The sequence below is a fragment of the Bacillus sp. EKM202B genome, assembly GCF_011066025.1.
In the GTDB taxonomy this organism is placed as follows: Bacteria; Bacillota; Bacilli; order Bacillales; family Bacillaceae_G; genus Bacillus_A; species Bacillus_A toyonensis.
Map to the genome: position 1 here is coordinate 86,279 of NZ_JAAMNK010000006.1, position 22,075 is coordinate 108,353.

A 22,075-nucleotide genomic window follows, 5' to 3' on the forward strand; every position below is an offset into this window, starting at 1 on the left:
TCATACAGTTATATCTTCCTTCTCTATATTTTTAATTCCGTAATATGCAATCACAACTCCAATTGCTGCGAGTGCTAGTTGAAGGGGAAGAAAAGTTGCTATAGGAAACATTGGGTTGCCATTCATTGCAATTGATACAACGATAAGAGATGAAACAATTGTAGTTGGCACTGAACGTTTACGCATTCCAAAATATAATGGGATTAAACTCATTCCCGCAGTTGCAACGGCTAAAGGAACCAGTTTTATTCCTTCTTGCATCAATTGATCTACTGTAAATGAATTAGGAAGAATTGAAAAATAACTATCTATACCAAAGAAAACTCCTACTACTAAAATGTTAGATACAATAACTGTTATAAATGTTACTATTGCTGCAATAGCCAACTTACTAATCATCAATTTCTTCCGATTAATAGGATAAGAAAACATAAGTAGTATTGTTTTATTTTTATATTCACCAATTATTAGCCTTGCGATTAATACACTACCAAAAACAATAAACGTTGCTCTTACTATTGTGCTAGCCATTAACAATATCGTCTCTGGATTCCTTATTTCTGCATCACCTTCTACTTGAGCGATGATGCTCACAAAGATCATTAATGCCAGTATAACAATATTTGCAATAATTGCTCTCTTCACGTACCAACCAAGCTTAAACTTTTTCAATTCTAGCTTCATTAAATGTAGCATGATAGTGTCCTCCTTCCTCCTAAGATTTAATCAATATAAATGACTCCTGTTTCATTTAAAATCTTCGCTTCATTTTTTGCCTCACCAATAGTTCCTTCTTTTATTTTTTCTGTATTTTTATCTTTCTTAAGTCCTTTTAAATCCACTATTACGTCAGCTGAATTACTTTTAGCCATAAGCTTCAATGATGCCGGGACACCTTTATACCGTACGCCAATATCCCCTGATTTTGTTTCTACAAATAATGATTTTCCTTCTGTCATATCTTTCAGTAATACTTCCCCAGATGTTGAAGTGATGTTCATATTTTCATTTTTTACATTTTTCACATAATTATCACCAGTAGTGGAAGTTATATTTACATCTTGTAATGAACTATCTTTTAACATTAAATCTCCACTTTCGGATGTGAATTCACCCTTCTCTGCCGATAATCCTGTAATCATTTCATCTCCAGATTTTCCTTTCGTCACGATACTTTTTACTACTATATCTCTTATTTTCACATCACCTGATTTATTATTTACTACAATTTTATCTATTTCTTTCTTCGGAATAGCTATACATATACTATTTTTCTTCCTAAACGTAAGACCATTAAAAAATTTGTTCGCCTCTTGTTTTTGCTTAACCATAATTTTATTTTCGTCAGTTGCTATTTTGACGGGATCTATCTCTTTATCTACTTGTTCACCTTGAGCGGAAATTACTATTTTATTAGCGTCTGCACTTTTGAATTCAATATCCCAGTTTTCATTGTCTACTTCTATTTCTTTTATATTATTGATTTCAAAAGACTTTTCTTTCTTAAAATCTTTCCCCTGAAATACCTTAATACCAAAAACTACACTAGCAATTGTAATGAATAATATTGCAATTACTATTATTTTTTTCACCATTCATACCCCAGTTCGTTTTTTGTTTTAGGCTTGCTTCACGCCACATCGATCTTGTCGATTTTACGAAACGATAGATAACTAATGAAAATTCCTAATAAACAGAGCACTATTGGGATCGCTATAAAATCAAACATACTTACTTGACCGTTTCCAGAACCAAAGTTACCACTAATCAGCATACCAATTATTACTGCCGAAGTAATCGTTGTCGGTGTCGATTTCTTTCTCATTCCAAAAAACAAAGGAATTAAACTTATCCCAGATATCATAAATGCACTTATAATAGTACCTGGAACGATAGCTATTATTTCACCTATCGTAGCAGGTGTTTCAATCAGTCCCATCATTGGACTCACAAAATATACGAGCAAACTAATAATGAAAGTCGCGATAATCGTGCTCACAAAACAAAAACAAAAAACAATTGTTAATTTCGCACTCATTAGCATTTTCCTTTGTAGCGGATACATAAATGATAGTTGTATCGTTTTGTTCTTATACTCATCAATTACTAAACGTGATAAAATGACCGAACTAAAAATAATGAATGTTATCCTAATAAAAATATTTGTTAAAGCCATGTTCTGTGTGAAGTCAGAGAAGAGCACGTCTCCCTCGGCTTTCATTCCCAATGCCATAAGGCTTACTACAGCGAAAATTGCTATGATACAAATTGCTACACTTTTAAAGTAACTAGATAATTGATGTTTCTTCCATTCGAGCTTCATTAATTTAAACATATAAACCACGCCTCCATTCTTTATATACCTGTCTCTACACTGCTAACATTCTAATTCCAGCAGTAACTACGCTTAACATTCCTATCATTAGTAGAACTAACAACCATTTCCGCTCTGGTTTCCTATAATATAAAATCCCACTTATGAACATTACGACCAATCCACTTACTAGATTCACTAACAATCCATTAAGCATGAATGCCCTCTCCATCCATTACATTTAAGAAATATTCCTCTAAGGAACTATGTTTCTTATTAATACTTTCAATTTCCACATCGTTCATAATAAGTGCTTTTGAAATGGCTTGCTGCGTCACCTTCAATTCATACACACGAACCATATTTCCACTCATTATTTTGTAATTTTTTATACCAAGTTTATCTTCTAAAATATAAGCTGCACGCTTCACATCAGGAACAGTAATTTCAATATACTCTGTTTGTTTTCCGTTAATACTCTTCATTGAAACTTCTTTTATTAGTTTTCCATTTTGAATTACACCAATTGTATCCGCCATTAGTTCCATCTCACCTAAAATATGACTAGAAACTAATAATGTAATGCCATATTCTTTGCAGAGCATTTTAAATAAGTCTCGTAACTCTTTAATACCAATTGGATCTAAACCGTTAATTGGTTCATCTAAAATGAGCAATTCTGGCTTTGTCACGATTGCCCTTGCAATACCGAGTCGTTGTTTCATCCCTAATGAAAAATCTTTTATTTTTTTATTGTCTATGCCGTGTAGTTTCACTAAATGTAAAGCATGATCAATGCCGTTTTTATCGTAATAGCCCATATATTCACAATGTAATTCTAGGTTTTCCTTCGCCGTTAATTTATCATAAAAGATTGGATATTCGATAATTGTTCCCATTCTTTTTAATACTTCATAAGATGTGTCTGTTAACTTCTCACCGAAAATTTCAATATCGCCGCTCGTCGGTTTTATTAAATTTGCAATCATTTTCATAATTGTTGTTTTACCAGCACCATTCGGTCCTAAGAAACCGTATATCTCTCCTTTTTTCACATGCATGTTAACGCTAGAAATAACTTCTTTTCCTTTAAACACTTTCGTTAACTGGTTCGTTTTTAATATATATGTCATGTCATTTTCCCCTTTCGCGCTGCTCTATATTTCTATAATAGACAACGGAAATCTCTTTTTTCTTACTCGTTCCTTACAAATTCCTTACGCTGAAAAAAAAGCTTGTAGAATTTACTTCTCTACAAGCTAAAACTTCATCTTTGTTAATACAACTGTAAAAATCGTTTTTTCATATGGCTTACTAGAAAGATGAATCTTTCCATCCATCGCTTCCACAAGCCTTTTCGTAATCGTTAATCCCAGGCCGCTTCCTTGGTACAATTTATTTCTTGAGTCTTCAAGTGTATACATACGCTCAAACACTTTATCAATATGAGATTCATCAATTCCTTTTCCTTTATCCCATACGTCTATATACACACTCGTTTCATCATCTCTTAACGTCATACCGAGTGTTTTTCCAGCCTCTCCATATGTAATTGCATTTGATATTAAATTATTTAACACTCTGCCTAATACTTCTGTATTTCCAAGTGCATATATATTTCTTTCAGGTATATCAATATGAACATGAAATCCTTTCGTCGTCACTAAATCATAAAAAGATAAAATCTTCTCACGGCAAACTTCATTCATATTTACTTTTGTTATCTCTATTGCCTTGTCACCAGATTCTAATTTTGCTAAATCAAAGAACTTATGAATTAGTTCCATCACTTCCAGCGTTTTTATATGAACCTTTTCAAGTAATATTTTCTGTTCTTCTTCATTTATCGTTTTATCCTCATTTAACATTTCTGTATATCCAAGAATAACTGTTAGTGGTGTTTTCAAGTCATGCGAAATATTTGAAAGCATTTTTCTCATCGAAATTTCTACTTTTGCATGATCTGCATTCGTTTTCTGTTTTGCATCTAATAATTGATTAATTGCCACTAATAATTTTTGCAATTCTAGATCATCTGTCATAACGAGTAACGTCTCGCCTGTTTTTTCATTTACAATACTTTCTAATTTTTCATATGTGTATCTTAAGTTTTTGCTACTATTTTTTCTCATCTTATATTGTATGTAAATGATACATAACAATATAAAAATAATGCCCATTAACAGATTGGTCATATTACATCACTTCCAACTTATAGCCGATGCCCCATAACGTTTTAATATATTCTGGATTAGATGGATCACTTTCAATTTTCTCACGCAATCTTCTCATATGAACATTAATAACGTTATCATCACCGTAATACTCTTCATTCCAAACTAACGTATAGATTTGTGCTTTTGTAAATACACGATTTTGATTCTTTACGAACAGTTTTAAAATCTCAAATTCTTTTAAAGTAAGTTTGAGAGGGTTCCCGTTTTTTTCTACAGTAAAATTAATTGGATCGATTGTTAAATCACCAATCTGAATCATCTTTTCTGTTGTTTCCGTAGTCGAATATTTTGTAGACCTCCGAATACCCGCTTTTACACGTGCAGCTAATTCAATCATAGAAAATGGCTTACAAATGTAATCATCTGCCCCAAGTCCTAATCCAACAGCTTTATCAACATCTGTATCTTTTGCTGACATCATTAAAATTGGAACGGCACTTTTTTCTCGAATGATTCGTACAACCTCTAAGCCATCTAGCTTTGGCATCATAATGTCGAGGATAATCAAATCAAATGAACCTTTTAAATATGTATTTACTCCCTCTTCTCCATCAGACGCGATTGTAACTTGAAAGCCCTCTTTTATTAAATACTTTTCCACCATCTCTTGAATTGAGATATCATCTTCAACTAATAAAATATGATGTGACATATTTCTATCCCCTTTTTACAAACGTTAACAATTCAATTGTATCGTAACTACTACAGACTGGAAACAATTATATGAATTTTCAAACCAACTTCCCTTCCTTCCTTAACAATGATATGATGAAATTCACTACGATTGTTCATAATTAACTTTATATAAAGGAGACTTATCATGTCAGAGAATAAAAAAGTAAGCTTAGCTGATTTAATGCGCGAACAACTTGCTAAGAAAAAGCAAGGAAATGGAAATGGCCAAAATGCAAAAAGTCAAAGCCAAGAAACGAAAAAATTACAAAACCAACAAACGAAAAAAACAAACAACCAACGTAGACGTACAGGTGTATAAATGAACGGACAAAAACGTTCTAATATCGCACCCGGTCTTGAAGTTGATATTGTATTAAAACAAGATCAACGAACAGGCAAATTAACACGTGGAATTGTAAAAGATATTTTAACAAACTCCCCTTCCCATCCGCATGGCATTAAAGTGCGATTGCAGGACGGGCAAGTCGGTAGAGTACAAAATATCGTTCAATAAGAAAAGGAGCTCAAGTAAACCCGAGCTCCTTTTTCTTTATTAGCCTTTAATTTTTTCGATGAAAACTACTTTTAAGTAGTCTCCCTCTTTAAATTGATCAATTGTACGAAAATCTTCTGGTAAAGAATGTTCTTCTAATATTTTGTATTTACCGTTCATTTCTTTAAATGCAGTATCGATAAAGCCTTTAAACTTTTTCATATCAAATGCGCTACAATTTGTAGAAGCAACGATAATACCGTTATTTTCTGTAATCGCGATCGTTTCTTTTAATAAGTTTTTATAATCTTTCGCTGCGCTAAATGTATACTTTTTAGAACGTGCAAAGCTTGGAGGATCTAATACAACCATATCGAACTTCATTTTTTTCTTCGCAGCATATTTAAAGTAAAGGAATACATCTTCTACAATAATATCTTGTGCTTCGTAATCAATTTCGTTGACACTAAATTGTTCAATCGTTTTACTTAAACTACGATTTGCAAGGTCCACACTCGTTGTTTTAGTCGCTCCACCAAGTGCTGCAAATACAGAGAAAGCACCTGTATAAGAGAACATATTTAACACAGTTCTTCCTTGTGCATATGTATCACGAATTTGTTTTCGAACGTTACGCTGATCTAAAAATACACCAACCATTGCTCCGTCATTTAAATAAACCGCAAAGTTCACACCATTCTCTTTTACGATAAGTGGGAACTCACCGCGCTCTCCTGCTACGAAATCATTGCCTTCAATGTATTTCCCTTTCGTATCAAAACGCTTTTTCTCATAAATACCTTTAAAGTTTGCTACTTTTTGAAGTGCCGCTATGATTTCATCTCTAAAAGTATAAATCCCTTCACTATACCAGCTCACTACGTAATAACCGTCATAATAATCGATGATTAAGCCGCCAAGACCATCACCTTCACCATTTAGGACACGGAATGCTGTCGTATCATTTGATTTGTAAAACTGTTTTCGTTTATGTAAGGCAGATTTGATTTTACTTTCAAAGAAAGATTGATTAATTTGTTCACTCTCTTTTCTCGTTAAAATCCAGCCGTATCCTTTATTTTGTTTTCCATAATAGCCTTTTCCGATAAATTGGTTCTTCTCATCTACTACTTTGATGATTGTCCCTTCTTCACGAATATCGTTTAAATTTTGAATTGCATCTTTTAAAATAAGCGGATATCCACTTTTAATTTCTTTTATAAATTTCGGTTTTATTTTTATAGTTACTTCAGATCGCATGTAATGTCTTCCTTTCCATTTGAATGCTTTCTATTAGTAGGAAGCATGTAAAAAACGAGGCCGAAAAACAGCCTCGTTTCACTATACCATATTATCGCTTTGCTAGTACAACCCGCTCAGCCTTACACCTAATCGCAATATATTTACTAACTTATGAAATAAACATCATACTTTCAAAAAAAATTTATATATTTCATTATTGCCATTGACAATGATAATGATTTTCATTATCATTTAATGTATATGAGTTCTTGAAAATATAGCTAGATTTATAGGAGGAATACACATGATTATTGTTACAAATACAGCTAAAATTACAAAGGGAAATGGACATAAATTAATTGAGCGTTTTAATAAAGTAGGTAAAGTTGAAACGATGCCAGGATTTTTAGGATTAGAAGTTCTTTTAACGCAAAATACAGTTGATTATGATGAAGTAACAATTAGCACTCGCTGGAATGCAAAAGAAGATTTCCAAGGTTGGACAAAGAGCTCAGCATTTAAAGATGCTCACTCACATCAAGGCGGAATGCCAGAATATATTCTTGATAATAAAATTGCTTACTATGATGTAAAAGTTGTACGTATGCCAATGGCTGCAGCACAGTAAAAACAGTTATTTTTTAAGTATAGAATATGAGGAGCGCTATCACTTCTCATATTCTATACTTTTTCTTTAATTTCTTTTCACTAATTTTGCATGTACAACTAGCCTTCCAGCCTCTGGATCAAGCGCATAGTCACATGTAGAAAGTGTTACAATTTCATCATTAGCCGTCAATTCCGTATCCGTTTTGTACAGTGATTTTTCTTGAATTTCCTTTAAGAACGATGTATATGCTGCATCATTTTCAAAATCCGTTTCAATGTAATAAAAGTCCGTTGTTGTCGTATATACTGAAAAAACTTCAACATCGTATCCTTCAAATAATGTATCGTAATATAATTTACGATGGGACATGAAGAATTCTTCATCCAACATTTTTTTAAAACTACCAAACATAGAACCGTCTTTCATACGATGGCCATATAAAATCGTATTTCGATTTTGAGATTTCACATCATTACGATGGTCCATAAAAATGCTTCCTGCTCTCATATCTTCACCTTTGTAATTACGAAATAAATAGTAATCATTATCCTTCGCTTGAACGATTGGATAATTAATTTGTGTATCATCCATCGTAATCCATCCAACTATCTCCGGATTAATTTTTTGGAGAGCTTGAAACTGCTTACGTACTTCCCCATCCTCTGATTTTTCTTCCATTGGACTTCTCTTATAAATATGTTGCGCTTCAGCCATTACTTTACGATTTTCATAATAATCCATGAAAATCCCACCCAATTCATACATTGAATAGAAAAAGATTCCTAAAAACACAATGGTAAGTATGCGTTGAAAAAATGAATTCTTTTTCCGTTCTTTCTTACTATTCAAATTATCACCTCAAAACGGATTATGCTCAGCCTTTAGATTCCCATTGGTACCATGTATAGTCCTGTATCTTCATCCTGCTTTACAACGACATCTACACCATATATTGCTTTAACCATTTCTTCTGTTATTACATCATTAGGATTACCTTTCGTAACAATCTCTCCATCTTTCATAACGATAATATGATCACTGTAACGAATGGCTTGATTAATATCATGTAATACCATTACAATCGTTAGTCCATACACTTCATTTAACTCTTTCACTAACTCTAATATTTCTATCTGATAATAAATATCTAAATATGTTGTCGGCTCATCTAAGAAAAGCATTGGTGTATTTTGAGCTAATGTCATTGCAATCCAAACTCGCTGTCTCTCTCCGCCTGATAAAGCATAAATTGGCTTATCACGCTTACTTTGTAAATTCGTACATACTAGTGCACGCTCAATTGCTTCTCTATCTTCATCTGTTTGCGGAGAGAAAATATTTTTATATGGCATACGCCCAAAGCTTATTAGATTTTCCACTGTAATATCTGCTGGAGCCTCATTTTGTTGATGGACAACAGCTAACTTTCTAGCAAACTCTTTCGGTTTATATTCACTAATCGCTTTCCCATCAAGTATTACTTCTCCACTGCTAGGAGCGTGATTTCTAGACATAACACTAAGTAATGTTGATTTCCCACATCCATTTGGGCCAATAATTGTTGTAATTTTCCCAATTTCTATTTCACTACTAACAGACTTTAAACGATTTGTTACGTTATCGTATGAAAAGGTTACATTTTTAATTTCCATGAACTTTATCACTCTTTCTAAGCAAGAATATTAAGAATGGACCACCAATAACTGCCATAATTGTTGCTGCTGGAATTTCATTAGGTGGCACAATTAACCTTCCAATTGTATCTGCCGTCAAAATTAATAACGCCCCTGCAAGAGCAGAAAATGGAATTAATACTTTATGGTCTGAACCGACTAATTGTCTTGAAATATGCGGAACGAGTAATCCTACAAAAGCAATAACACCTGCAATCGCTGTTGATACTGCCGCTAAGAGTACTGCAATGGCAGAAATAATAAGACGAACTCTCGTCACGTGCAAGCCTAAGTTTTTCGCAGTCTTATCTTGTAGCGATAATAAGTTACACCAAGCTCCTACGAACAGAGCAAGAATAAGACCAATCGTTCCATAAGTCACCATTATTTCTACATCGCCCCACGTCTTCATTGTTATGTTAGAAGTCGTCGTTTGCTTAATACTCTTAATAAAATATCCACAAATCGTAACGAATGATTCATTTAATCCAGTAAACATTGCATTAATAGCAATACCAATTAAAATAATGCGGAGTGGACTTAATCCAGACTTCCATGAAAAAGAGTAAACGAGATAACACGCAAGCGCACCGCCTAAAAATGCGAATACTGGTGTCCAGAAAAAGAATTGTGGAAACAACGTAATAATAACGAGTGTCATAAAACTTGCTCCAGAAGATATCCCGATTACACCAGCATCAGCAAGTGGATTTTTCATAACAGCTTGAAAAAGCACACCTGAAACAGCCAGAGCTGCTCCAGTAAATAGTGCAATAATAATACGTGGGAAACGTAAATCTTTAATCACTTCAACATCTTCATTTCCCCCTGTAAATATCCCTTGTACAAGCTCAACAATACCTACTTCTAAACTCCCTTTCATCGCTGACAATGATGTCATAACAATAAGCAATGCAGTAACAATGAGGAAACTCCAAGTTTTTTTATTCATTCCACTCTTCCTTTATATTAAAATGCATCACGGATACATCATTTTTTTCAATTCATCTAACGCTTCAATTGCTGCTAAATTGCCTGTCGTTCCAAATAAACGCTCTTCTAAATCGTAAACACGGTTATTTTTAACTGCAGCGAAGTGCTTCCAAATGTCATTCGTTTTAAATTCTTTATCGAACATTTTTACAACTTCATCAGGCATACCATGAGCTGCTCGTAAAATAATATCTGGATCAGCTTTCTTTAAGTACTCTGTATTAGAAGCTAAATACTCTACTCGTTCACCTTGTACAATGTTTTTACCACCTAGTTGTTTCACTAAATCTCCAATATAAGAATGCTCTGTTGCTACTAAATAACTTCCTGGCACACCTAACAAAATAAGTACTGTCGGTTCTTTCTTTCCTTTTACTTCTTTTTGAATGCTAGCAACCTTTTTATCTAACTTAGTTACAACTTCTTCAGCCTGCTTTTCACGTCCATATTTCTTACCTAAATCGCTAATAGAATTTTGCATATTTTTCAAGCTTGTTAAATCTAAAAAGTTTGCTTTCATACCCACACCATCAAAAACTGGCTTTAATTCATATTCAAGTGTTGTCACAGATAATACTTCTGACGGCTTTAATGATTTTACCTTTTCCATATCTGGACTCATTGGATTCCCAACTTCAGGTAAACCTTTATATCGCTTTGGTAAAGTTTTAGAACTTGTTGGAACGCCGACTAAATCTACTTCTAACGCATCCATAATTTCAGTAACAGCCACTGTTGTTGCAACAATGCGCTCTTTACTCTCACTCTTTACCTGCTTTGCTGTTTCTTTTTTGGGTGATGAGCACCCGGCTATACTCATTAACAAAATGATAGCCATTAGTACACTTGCAATTTTCTTCACTCTCAATCACCACTCCTTTCCATACAATATGAAACAAGTCTTGATGCACGCGAACATGCATCAAGACTCCAAAAATTACAATCTACCCGCTCTATATTTACGAACTAGTAAAGCAAGTGAACCTAGCAGTAACACCATGTATAAACCAAGTTGTGCTGTATCTGCAGTTTTTGAGTTTTTCTCTTTTTTTGCATCATTATCTGTAGCGTTGTTTTTCTTCTTATCATCTGCATTTCGATTAAAATCAGGATTACCTACTGTTTTTACATTATCTACTTTCGGTGTAGTCACTGGATTTTTTGGTTCATTTTTTGGATCCTCTTTAATAGTTCCTAACGCACCGATATTATTTGTATCAAATTGAATTTGTACATCGTAGAAATGATGGTAGTTCATCTCATCGATGTCTACCTTTACTTTTGCATTTAATTTTTTAGACAAATCGTTTACTTCTACTTCTACTACTCTTGTATTTTGTTCTTTATTTTCACTTAACGCTTTTGTATTAACGAAAGCACCATTCTTCTCAAATTCAAATTTCGTAATCCATGTACTATTTGTTAATGTAAACGATACATATTTCTTACCATCTTTTACTTTTAATACACCTGGACTTTTTGTGTATGTGTTCATCATTGAGATTTCATCTGTTTGATTTTTTAACACTTTAAAGCCAATGCTGTATTCACCATCTTTAAGAGCTTTTGGATCAATTGTTGTGTTATTATCTTGGTTGTTGTTTCCGCCTTGGTTATTGTTTCCACCTTGGTTGTCGTTTCCGCCTTGCTTGTCGTTTCCACCTTGGTTATTGTTTCCGCCTTGGTTGTCGTTTCCGCCTTGGTTGTCGTTTCCGCCTTGGTTGTCGTTTCCGCCTTGGTTGTCGTTTCCACCTTGGTTGTCGTTTCCACCTTGGTTATTTAACGGCTTAATGCTACCTTTATCAAATGCAAATTGAATATCGTAAAAATGGTGATAATTCATTGAATCGATATCTACTTTTACTTTTGCATTTAACTTTTTCGATAAATCCGGTACTTCTACTTCCACTACGCGTGTATCAGCTTTTTTATCTTCACTTATTACATTTGCATCAACAAACGCACCATTTTTCTCAAATTCAAACTTTGTAATCCAAGCACTATTCGTTAACGTAAAGGACACATACTTCTTACCATCTTTTACTTTTAACACACCTGGACTTTTTGTATATGTGTTCATCATTGAAATTTCTTCTGTTTGATCTTTTAATGTTTTAAAATTGATGCTGTATTCACCATCTTTAATTGTTTCAGCATCTGGATTTTTATTATCATCTGGTTTTTCTATTTCTGGTTTTTCTACTTCCGGTTTTTCTACTTCCGGTTTTTCTACTTCTGGTTTTTCTACTTCTGGTTTTTCTACTTCTGGTTTTTCTACTTCTGGTTTTTCTACTTCTGGTTTTTCTACTTCCGGTTTTTCTACTTCTGGTTTTTTCTCTTCATTTTTAATTTTTTCAAGTTTATCTTGTTCAAATAAAAGTTGTACATCATGCGTTTGCTTATAATTTCTTGATGCCATTTCGATAAATACTTTTGTATTTAGTTTTTTAGATAAATCGTTTACTTCAAACTCTACTACCCTTGTATCTTTTTCCTTATCCTCACTCACTACTTTTGCATCAACAAATGCACCATCTTTTTCCGTTTGGAAATTTTTAATTAATGAGCTACTTTTTAGTGTTATAACGACTTTTTTCTTACCATTTTCTACTTTTAATACTCCTGGATTTACCATGTAACTATTCATCTTGGATTCTTCATCTGTTTGATCTTTGAACACTTTAAATGGAATGCTGTACTCACCATCTGTAATTGTGTTAGAATTTGGTTGTTGATCTGGGTCAGGCTTTTGGTCGGGCTTCTGACTCGGATCAGGTTTTTCATTTGGATCTGGCTTATTAGCTGGGTCCTCTTTTTCATTTGGCTTTTCTACATGAACGGGTTTAATGCTATTTTGATCAAAGACAATGCGCACATCATAGTCATGATGATAATTTAAAAAATCAATATCTACTTTTACTTTTGCATTTAATACCTTCTCTACATCTTCCACATCAAATTCTACTACTCTTGTATCTTTTTCTTTATCTTCACTAATTACATTTGTCTCAACAAGTTGGCCTGCTTTTTCTGTTTCAAACTTCGTAATCCATGAACTATTCGTTAATGTAAAGGATACTTTTTTTTTCCCATCCTTCACTTTTAAAGTTCCCGGGCTTACTGAATATTGATTCATCATCGATTCTTCATCTGATGTATCTTTTAAAACTTTGAAGCCAATTGAATATTCACCGTCAACTAACTTGGTAGCTGCTTGAACTGCAAGTGGTTGTAATGTTGATACGAATGTAAATATCATTAGACACATTGCAACAACAATCTTAAGATACTTGTTCAATGAAATAACGCTCCTTTATAAAAAATTAATTATTTAACACTGTTCCCATCAAATACAAAGCGAATATCATATGAAGCATTGTAATTAATAATTGGGATATTAATTTTCACCTTGCCGTTTAGTTTTTTTGACAAGTCAGCAACTTCAAATTCTACAACTCTAGTATTATCTGTTTTGTTTTCACTTAACACGGTTGTTTCTATAAATTGACCATCTTTTTCTACTTGGAAACTTTTAATAGAAGAACTATCTTTCACTTTAAATGAAATATATTGTTTTCCATTTTTAACTGTTAATGTTGCTGGGCTTTCAAAATAACTATTCATTCTAGATGATTCATCTTTATCGCCTTTCCATACAGTGAAAGCAATATTATATTTCCCATCAGCTAGTTTTGTAGCAGCCTTTGCATCTTGTGAACCTAGTGTTGCGATAAACGTAAATAAAACAGCAAATACGGCAATAATCATTTTAAATTGTTTAAACATATATTCATCACCCTTCGAAATATTTATTTGTTTAGCTTCACTTTACGAATTAAGAAAACACCTGAAACAAGAAGTAACGCTGCAAATAATCCGATACGTGCTTCGTCTCCTGTTTTTGGATTATCTGTTTTTTCAGCTTTTCCACTCTCATTTGTTTCTTTATTCACTTCTTTATTCTCTACTTTCGTTTTTTCTTCTTTTACTTGTGTATCTGTTTTCGCTTGGTCATTATTTTTTGTTGCAGCAACTACACCGTTATCGCCACCTACAGCTTTTACATTTGCATCAAACGCAAAACGAATTGTATAGTGGTGGTCATAGTTTGCACTTGGTACAACAACATGAATTTTTACTCCCAACGGCTTTGATAGATCATCAACTTTAAATTCAACCGTTCTTTTATCAGCCGCTTCGTCCTTACTCACTACTTTTGCATCAACAAAATTCCCATTCTCCGGTGCTTTAAATTCTGTAATCCAAGCACTATGCTTCATTGGAACTTGAACTTTCATCTCACCATTTTTTACAATTAACTTAGCTGGCTTTTCAAAATAATCATTTGCCATTGAAGCTGACTCGTTTTCCGCTTTTTGTATTACGTAGTTAATATCATACGTACCGTCAGCTAATTTTGCTGAAGCTTGTCCGAACGGCACTACAAGAAAAGCTAGCATACATACAAATGTCATAATAAAAGCGGGTAATACAGAAAACTTTTTCATTTTTCTTTTTTCCTCCTTATTTATCTTGCATTTCACTTTTTGAAAATGATAATTATTCTCAATTTATAAGAAAAAAAATAATCTTTTCCACCTATATTTAATTAGCATTCTTTTATGTAATATAAGTATTATTGATTATCATTCTCATTGAATGTTAAAAATAATATCTCACCCTATTCCTTATACGAAGGCATAGAAACTGAGAAAAAATTATAAAACTTATTCATTGATTATCATTCTCAATATAAATCAAAAAAAATAAACTATCCCTTCTCCTCCTCTTTCACCTCTTCCCATAACAACACTATAGTTATAGAAACCCCTTTCCTTCACTTCCCTTCCAATATTTCCACAACTAAGTCAATCTTAGCCTACTCATAAATTTTTTGTCAACTATATTACGTATAAAATTTTTAATATCTGAATTTCTCTATATGTGGCTTTTTCTACAAAAAAAAAGAGACTTTCTATTATAGAAAGCCTCTTTTCTCTATTTTTCTACAGCAATTTCCTGCTTTTGAAACTTAGAAACTATATAACCAAATCCTATACCGATTATGCCTGGAACTAACCAACCAATTCCTACACTATATAATGGAATTTTATCTAAAATAGGTGCTAATGCTGCAATTTGAAGGTTTGCATTGTGTAATCCATCAAAGAAACTAATTGCGAACGCTCCTACAATACCACCCACATACGTCGCTAATGGAAGACGAACGTAGTTTTCAACAAGTGATAATACGATAAGAACGATTCCAATTGGATAAATGGCGATTAAGATTGGTAATGCTAATGCGTTTAACTGCGTTAAACCAAGATTGGCTACCATAAATGCTAGTACACAGAAAATGAAAACGACTTTTTGATATGAAAGCTTTGGTAATAAGGAAGAGAAATATTCTCCACAAGCTGCAACAATACCTACAGAAGTTGTTAAACATGCTGCTGTAATTGCGATACCTAGTAATAATGTTCCGTAACTACCAAATAAATGATTTACAACGTTTGTTAAAATAATGCCCCCGTTTGCGCCCATTCCAAGCGATACACTAGAAGCTCCAAGATACGCAAGCGCTAAATACACAAGTAGTAAACCAAGTGCTGCAATAAATCCTGCAAAGATTGTTACTTTCGCAATGCTATTCTTATTTGTAACACCTTTTGCTTTTAAAGCATTAATGACAACATTTCCGAAAACAAGTGCTGCCAGTCCATCTAAAGTTAAATATCCGTCAATAAAACCTTTGAAAAGAGGAGCACTATACGCTTCTGTCGGTGAACCAAATTCTCCAATTGGTGTAATAAGTGCTTTACCTACAATAATTGCAATAACAGCTAATAAAATTGGAGTTAACACTTTACCGATGCGTCCCACTAATTTTGAAGGATTTAAAGCTAAATAGAAAGTTACCGCAAAGAAAATAAATGTAAAGATAACAAGTGGATAGGATTGGCTAGCTATCTCACTTGGTAAAAATGGTGCAACACTCATTTCATAAGCAACTGTCCCTGTACGCGGAACGCTTACGAATACGCCTAAGCATAAATAAATTGCAGTGATAAAAACAAGTGCGAAGATAGGATGCACACGTCCTGCTAGCTCATTAATATCTCCCTTTAGAGCTATAACGATTACCCCTAATAAAGGCAATCCAACACCTGTTACGATAAAACCAAATAACGCGATCCATACATCTGTTCCAGCACCTTGTCCTAACGCTGGTGGAAAAATCATATTACCTGCACCGAAAAATAGTGCAAATAACATTAAACTTATTGCAAACATCTCAGAAAATTTTAAAGATGATTTCATTTCTACTAACCTCCTAAATAATTAATTGACAAAATATTCTGAATTAAAATCCGTCAAATCTCCTCTTTCAAGCATACTTCCCCGTAAAAGAACGCAAAAAACACCCGTCCCTAACAAAGGGACGAGTGTTGAAATCGTGGTTCCACCCTTATTCTAATAAAATGAATTTATAACGAAATAAGCTCATTTTATAGCTCGTGTAAATTGATAACGGTTTTATCCGCCAAGAATTACAATGCATCATGCATGCAGTTCACTCTTGAAGTTTAGAGGTGGTAAGATTGTCTTTTCGTATTAGGAAGCTCACAGCCTAAGGCTTCCCTCTCTGAGAATCGTAGAAAACAACTCATGTCCTCATCATTACTTTTATAAAATATCTTGTCGAAACTTGTTGTTTTTTATTATATGGGCTATTTTTTAAAAAATCAATAGTTTTATTTTTTCTGACAAAAAAATATAGGGAGAAAATTTTTCCTCCCTATAACTGCCCTATTAAAATTTCTAACTCTTCAGCTGTAACGCTCCGCCACTTTCCCACTTCAAGCTCATGTAATTCTATATTCATAATGCGCACTCGCTTTAGCTTTGTTACAGTAAACCCGAAAGCACGGCTCATTCTACGAATTTGCCTGTTCATTCCTTGTGTTAAAACGATGCGAAATGTAGATTGGCCGACTCTCGTCACTTTGCATGGCTTCGTCATTCCATCTTTAATCTTTACACCGCTGGACATCTCATCAATAAACCAATCTGTAAAAGGTTTATCTACCGTCACAACGTATTCTTTCTCATGCTCGTGATCTCCGTGTAAAATTTGATTCGCAATCGCGCCATCATTCGTTAATAAAATAAGTCCTTCCGATGCTTTATCTAATCGTCCAACGGGAAAGATTCGCTCTGGGTAATTGATATAATTAATAATATTATCTTCAATATGATCGGCTGCTGTACAAGTAATTCCAACTGGTTTATGAAAGGCGATATACACCTTTTCTTTCTCTTCTTTTGCAATAACCTGCCCATCAATCGTTACAACATCATCATCGCTCACGAGAGCACCGTGCGTACAAATTTCGCCGTTAATAGCCACGCGTCCAGCTTTAATAAGACGATCTGTTTCGCGTCTTGAGCAGGATTTTGCTTCGCTTATGTATTGGTTGATTTTCATATTTTGTTCCTTTTCGTATATTAAAAGCGTCAATCTATGGCAATATCATTATGCCATGATTGACGCTCCTTCACTTCGCAAAAACAACTAAATAAATAACCCCAATCACCAAAAATATTCCACAACAAGCTAACAATGCTTTTGCAAGTTTGTCCATAAACATATAATGGTTTCCCCTTTGTTTCGTTGTTTGCTATTTTAATTCGACAACTGTTACGCCTAGGCCTCCCTCGCCCATGTCACCGTAACGGTAGTTTTTCACGCCGCGATGTTTTTTCAAGTAATCTTGTACACCTTGGCGAAGCGCTCCTGTTCCTTTACCGTGAATGATTGACACACGAGGATAGCTTGCAAGCTGTGCATCGTCTAAATATTTTTCAACGCGCATCATTGCATCTTCGTAACGCTCACCGCGAAGGTCAAGCTCTAACGACACGTGATAATCTCTACCCTTCACACTTGCGACTGCTTTTTTCTCTGTTTGCTTCGGTGTATTAATGTATTCCATATTGGATTCTTTCACTTTCATCTTCAGAATACCAATTTGTACGCTCCACTCTGTATCACTTACTTTTTCAAGTAATTGACCTTTTTGACCGAACGTTAATACTTTTACTTCATCGCCTGCACGTAATTGTTGTTTTGGCGCTGTGTTTTTCACATTCACTTTTTGTTTCTTCACAAGCTCTGGCGCTGCACCTTCTAGGCGGCTCTTCGCTTCAATAAGCTCGTGATCTTTCACGTTTACAAGCTGCGCTTTGCGCAATTGACGAAGTTCGTGAATAATGCCCTCTGCTTCTTTCTTCGCAGCTTCGACTTTTTCTTCCCCTTCTTTTTGCGCTTTTAATAATTTTTCATCACGCTCTTCGTTAAATTCAATAATTTGACGCTGTAATTCACGATGAAGTTTTTCAGATTGCTTACGAAGCGCTTCTGCTTCGTTCCAGTCACGCTCTGCGTTCTTTTGACTTTCTTCTAACTTCGCAATCATATTTTCAATTTTATTTGTATCCGTACTAATATGGTTACGCGCTTGATCAATAACGCGATCAGATAATCCAAGGCGCTTCGAAATTTCAAAGGCGTTACTACGTCCTGGTACACCGATTAATAATTTATACGTTGGGCTTAATGTGTTCACATCGAACTCAACACTCGCATTAATAACTTGCTCACGGTTATATCCGTATGCTTTTAATTCCGGGTAATGCGTCGTTGCAACAACGCGAGCACCACGATTACATACTTCATCTAAAATTGAAATTGCTAGTGCAGCCCCTTCTTGCGGGTCTGTTCCAGCACCTAATTCATCGAATAAAACTAAGCTTTCAAAATCAGCTTTTTCTAAAATATCTACAATGTTCACCATATGTGAGGAGAACGTACTTAAACTTTGTTCAATCGATTGCTCATCACCGATATCAGCGAAAATATTTTTAAATACACAAATCTCTGACTCATCCATTACTGGAATATGAAGACCAGATTGCGCCATTAATACACAAATACCAACCGTTTTCAGCGTAACTGTTTTACCACCTGTATTCGGTCCTGTAATTACAATTGTTGTGAAATCTTTACCGAGCATAATGTTATTTGGCACAATAATTTCCGGATCAATAAGCGGATGACGCGCTTGTCTTAAATCCATGTAGCGCTCGTTATTTACGATTGGCTTCGTTGCTTTAATTCGCTTCGCATAAAAAGCTTTTGCAAAAATGAAGTCAAGATTTGCAACTACTTCTACGTTAGACAAAACAATATCAGCTTCTACTGCCACTTCTTCTGTTAACATTAATAAGATGCGTTCGATTTCTTGTTTTTCTTTCACACGTGCTTCTTGAAGTGCGTTATTTAATTCTACAATTACTTGTGGTTCAATAAATAACGTTTGTCCAGAAGCAGATTGATCGTGAACAATACCACCATATACACCGCGGTATTCTTGTTTTACCGGGATTACGTAACGTTCGTTACGGATCGTTACAATCGCATCAGATAACATCTTTTGTGCGTTTGAAGAACGCGTCATATTCTCTAACTTTTCACGAATACGGCTTTCCGCAGTACGAATTTGGTTACGAATACCACGTAGTTTATCACTTGCGCTATCGACTACTTCACCGCCATCACCGATACAATTTGTAATTTTCTTTTCTAAGTCATATAAAGATACAATTTGAGCGACGTGAGTTTCTAAAATCGGAAGCTCGACACCATTATCAACCATATCTTCGATAAAACGTTTCATATTGCGACTACCATACATCGTATTTGCAATATCAAGTAGTTCATTTGGGCTTAACATACTTCCGATTTTTGCACGCTTCACATTTGAGCGAACATCAGTAATACCACCTAATGGCGCACTCCCTTTTAAACGAATGACTTTCGCCGCTTCATCCGTCGTATCTTGTAGTTCTACAATTTCTTCAAAATCAGTGCTCGGTACTAAATTCTTCACTTTGTCACGACCAAGTGAAGAGGCTGTATGTTCAAGTAATTGTTCTTTTACTTTATTGTATTCTAATACACGCAACGTTCTTTCTAACATGTTGCAGGTCCCCCTTGTGTTACTTATTACGTTTAATATAGTCTAATAAACGTTCAATATCCCACGTGTTAATCACGTTATCTTTTTGAATCCAACCTTTACGTGCTGCTGCTACACCTGTTTCCATGTCTTCTAACATTTCAAGTGTATGAGCATCCGTATTAATCGCTACTTTTACACCAGCATCTTGTGCTTGTTTTAATAATTTCGCGCTTAAATCTAGACGGTTTGGATTTGCATTTAATTCTAAAACTGTATTTGTTTCTTTTGCGAGTTCAATTAATAAATCTGTGTCTACATCGTAACCCTCGCGACGTCCAAGAAGGCGTCCTGTCGGGTGAGCAATCATTGTAACATGTTTATTCTCAAGTGCAGCGCGAAGACGCTTCATAATCGTTTCACGGTCTTGTGAGAAGCTAGAGTGGATAGCTCCAATAACATAATCTAATTCTGCTAATACTTCATCATCAAAATCAAGTGATGCATCCGGTAAAATGTCCATTTCAATTCCGCGTAAAATTGTAATGTCTGGATACTTTTCATTCATACGTTCAATTTCTTTCGCTTGTTCACGAAGACGCTCTTTCGTTAAACCGTTCGCTACTTTCAAGTATTGTGAGTGATCAGTAATCGCCATAAACTTATATCCACGGGCACGACATGCCTGTACCATTTCTTCAATAGAAAAAGCACCGTCACTCCACGTTGTATGCATATGTAAATCACCTTGTATATCAGAAAACTGAATTAAGTTTGGATACTCTTTAATTAATTCAATTTCTTTTCCATCTTCACGCACTTCTGGTGGGATAAATGGAAGACCGAAATGAGCAAAAAATTCTTCTTCAGTCTCGAATGTTTTTACTTCATCTGTTTCCAAGTTCTCTACACCGTACTCACTAATTTTTTCGCCTTTATCTTTTGCAATTTGGCGCATTTTTACGTTATGGTCTTTTGATCCTGTGAAATGGTGAAGCGTTGTAATAAACTCTTCTGGTTTTACTAAACGGAAATCGATTGAAATATCATATTCGTATTGAAGACGAACAGAAACTTTCGTATCTCCACTTGCAATTACTTCAATCATATTATCGAATTGCAATAAATGTTCACGTACTGCTGCTGGTTCTGTCGTTGCAATAATGAAATCTAAATCCTTTACTGTCTCACGAACACGGCGTAAGCTACCAGCGCGAGAAAAACGAATTACTTCAGCAATATTCGACAACTTCTCCTCTATTTCCCCGGCAATAGGTAATACCATCGCAATCGGTAAACGTTCTGGACGAGATCCTACTTGATCAATTGCTTCTAATATCTTCTCTTCTGTTTTCTTACCGAAACCTGCTAAAGCTTGTACTTTATTTTCCTCACAAACAGCTTTTAACGATTCCATATCCACTACACCAAGTTCTTTGTATAACTTAGCTACCTTTTTACCACCAAGGCCCGGAAGTTTTAATAACGGTAACAAACTGCTTGGCACTTCTTTTTCAAGTTCTTGTAATACTTCAGATGTTCCCGATTCTATATATTCTTGAATAACTGCTGCCGTTCCTTTTCCGATGCCTGGAATCTTTGTAAAATCTTCAATTTCAGAAAGACTACGATCATCACTTTCTAGTGCTGCTGCTGCTTTACGAAATGCAGATATTTTAAATGGATTCGCACCCTTTAATTCCATAAAAAGCCCGATTGTCTCTAGTAATTTAATAACTTGTTTTTTATTTACTTTCATCATTGCCCCGCCTTTCTTTCATAGAAAAAAACTTCTCTTTCCGAAAAAAGAGAA

The 22,075-nt window shown here is 34.5% G+C and carries 22 protein-coding genes and 1 other annotated feature; of the genes, 3 read left to right on the forward strand and 19 right to left on the reverse strand.

Features of this window, described 5'->3' with window-relative positions; genetic code table 11:
• The 7 genes from G9F74_RS10040 to G9F74_RS10070 all read right to left on the reverse strand — a co-directional run bounded on the left by G9F74_RS10040 (position 1) and on the right by G9F74_RS10070 (position 5,203).
• Positions 1-696 carry an ABC transporter permease gene (locus G9F74_RS10040; protein WP_000902921.1) on the reverse strand — a complete coding sequence of 232 codons (696 nt, stop codon included), beginning with the start codon at positions 694-696 and terminating at the stop codon, positions 1-3.
• A 26-nt stretch (positions 697-722) separates the two neighbouring features.
• Entirely contained in the window at positions 723-1,595 is an 873-nt protein-coding gene (locus G9F74_RS10045; RefSeq protein WP_016109157.1) for a DUF4097 family beta strand repeat-containing protein, read from the reverse strand.
• Positions 1,596-1,630: 35 nt separating this feature from the next.
• On the reverse strand, positions 1,631-2,335 hold the full coding sequence (locus tag G9F74_RS10050; protein WP_016109158.1) for an ABC transporter permease: 705 nt from the start codon (positions 2,333-2,335) through the stop codon (positions 1,631-1,633).
• 34 nt (positions 2,336-2,369) lie between these two features.
• Positions 2,370-2,531, reverse strand: a complete 162-nt coding sequence (locus tag G9F74_RS10055) for a hypothetical protein (protein ID WP_016109159.1) — start codon at positions 2,529-2,531, stop codon at positions 2,370-2,372.
• Entirely contained in the window at positions 2,524-3,447 is a 924-nt protein-coding gene (locus G9F74_RS10060) for an ABC transporter ATP-binding protein (RefSeq protein WP_016109160.1), read from the reverse strand. The genes G9F74_RS10055 and G9F74_RS10060 overlap by 8 nt, the downstream gene beginning before the upstream one ends.
• Positions 3,448-3,573: 126 nt before the next feature.
• Positions 3,574-4,509 (reverse strand): HAMP domain-containing histidine kinase, encoded by a 936-nt coding sequence (locus G9F74_RS10065; protein WP_000183219.1) that lies wholly within the window; start codon positions 4,507-4,509, stop codon positions 3,574-3,576.
• A 1-nt stretch (position 4,510) separates the two neighbouring features.
• Positions 4,511-5,203, reverse strand: coding sequence for a response regulator transcription factor (locus tag G9F74_RS10070; RefSeq protein ID WP_000018038.1), 693 nt, complete (start codon positions 5,201-5,203; stop codon positions 4,511-4,513).
• Positions 5,204-5,371: 168 nt separating this feature from the next.
• On the opposite strand from G9F74_RS10070, the gene G9F74_RS10075 reads away from it, so the two are divergent.
• Both G9F74_RS10075 and G9F74_RS10080 read left to right on the forward strand, forming a co-directional pair.
• On the forward strand, positions 5,372-5,545 hold the full coding sequence (locus G9F74_RS10075; protein ID WP_001293579.1) for a hypothetical protein: 174 nt from the start codon (positions 5,372-5,374) through the stop codon (positions 5,543-5,545).
• Complete coding sequence (locus G9F74_RS10080) at positions 5,546-5,740, forward strand: YwbE family protein (protein WP_001014310.1); 195 nt, start codon at positions 5,546-5,548, stop codon at positions 5,738-5,740. It begins immediately after the preceding gene.
• 39 nt (positions 5,741-5,779) lie between these two features.
• Here the strand turns inward: G9F74_RS10080 and G9F74_RS10085 are convergent, their stop codons facing one another.
• A complete protein-coding gene (locus G9F74_RS10085) occupies positions 5,780-6,979 on the reverse strand; it encodes a class I SAM-dependent rRNA methyltransferase (RefSeq protein WP_016109161.1) in 1,200 nt (399 codons plus the stop codon).
• A 286-nt stretch (positions 6,980-7,265) separates the two neighbouring features.
• Here G9F74_RS10085 and isdG point away from each other — a divergent pair, with 286 nt between their 5' ends.
• Entirely contained in the window at positions 7,266-7,589 is a 324-nt protein-coding gene (gene isdG / locus G9F74_RS10090; RefSeq protein ID WP_000587821.1) for a heme oxygenase, read from the forward strand.
• 66 nt (positions 7,590-7,655) lie between these two features.
• Here isdG and srtB read toward each other — a convergent pair whose 3' ends face one another.
• The 11 genes from srtB to polX all read right to left on the reverse strand — a co-directional run bounded on the left by srtB (position 7,656) and on the right by polX (position 22,021).
• Entirely contained in the window at positions 7,656-8,420 is a 765-nt protein-coding gene (gene srtB, locus G9F74_RS10095; RefSeq protein ID WP_016109162.1) for a class B sortase, read from the reverse strand.
• Positions 8,421-8,452: 32 nt separating this feature from the next.
• The gene (locus G9F74_RS10100; RefSeq protein WP_000403763.1) at positions 8,453-9,223 is read right to left on the reverse strand and encodes an ABC transporter ATP-binding protein; all 771 of its coding nucleotides are present in this window, start codon (positions 9,221-9,223) and stop codon (positions 8,453-8,455) included.
• Positions 9,213-10,196, reverse strand: coding sequence for a FecCD family ABC transporter permease (locus G9F74_RS10105; protein ID WP_001036848.1), 984 nt, complete (start codon positions 10,194-10,196; stop codon positions 9,213-9,215). Before G9F74_RS10105 ends, G9F74_RS10100 begins: the two co-directional genes overlap by 11 nt.
• Positions 10,197-10,223: 27 nt before the next feature.
• Positions 10,224-11,105 carry a heme ABC transporter substrate-binding protein IsdE gene (gene isdE, locus G9F74_RS10110; RefSeq protein WP_002093211.1) on the reverse strand — a complete coding sequence of 294 codons (882 nt, stop codon included), beginning with the start codon at positions 11,103-11,105 and terminating at the stop codon, positions 10,224-10,226.
• 69 nt (positions 11,106-11,174) lie between these two features.
• Positions 11,175-13,535: an NEAT domain-containing protein gene (locus G9F74_RS10115; RefSeq protein WP_165406223.1), complete on the reverse strand. Its 2,361-nt coding sequence runs from the start codon at positions 13,533-13,535 to the stop codon at positions 11,175-11,177.
• 29 nt (positions 13,536-13,564) lie between these two features.
• Entirely contained in the window at positions 13,565-14,023 is a 459-nt protein-coding gene (locus G9F74_RS10120; RefSeq protein WP_000476169.1) for an NEAT domain-containing protein, read from the reverse strand.
• Between the two features lie 23 nt (positions 14,024-14,046).
• Entirely contained in the window at positions 14,047-14,745 is a 699-nt protein-coding gene (isdC, locus tag G9F74_RS10125) for a heme uptake protein IsdC (RefSeq protein WP_016109165.1), read from the reverse strand.
• A gap of 490 nt (positions 14,746-15,235) precedes the next feature.
• Positions 15,236-16,561: a branched-chain amino acid transport system II carrier protein BrnQ6 gene (gene brnQ6, locus G9F74_RS10130; RefSeq protein ID WP_016109166.1), complete on the reverse strand. Its 1,326-nt coding sequence runs from the start codon at positions 16,559-16,561 to the stop codon at positions 15,236-15,238.
• A gap of 114 nt (positions 16,562-16,675) precedes the next feature.
• Positions 16,676-16,931, reverse strand: a binding site (T-box leader).
• Between the two features lie 108 nt (positions 16,932-17,039).
• Positions 17,040-17,729, reverse strand: coding sequence for a 23S rRNA pseudouridine(2604) synthase RluF (locus G9F74_RS10135; protein WP_016109167.1), 690 nt, complete (start codon positions 17,727-17,729; stop codon positions 17,040-17,042).
• A gap of 193 nt (positions 17,730-17,922) precedes the next feature.
• Positions 17,923-20,283: an endonuclease MutS2 gene (locus tag G9F74_RS10140; protein ID WP_000893740.1), complete on the reverse strand. Its 2,361-nt coding sequence runs from the start codon at positions 20,281-20,283 to the stop codon at positions 17,923-17,925.
• A 19-nt stretch (positions 20,284-20,302) separates the two neighbouring features.
• On the reverse strand, positions 20,303-22,021 hold the full coding sequence (gene polX, locus G9F74_RS10145; protein ID WP_016109168.1) for a DNA polymerase/3'-5' exonuclease PolX: 1,719 nt from the start codon (positions 22,019-22,021) through the stop codon (positions 20,303-20,305).
• Positions 22,022-22,075 lie beyond the last annotated feature (54 nt).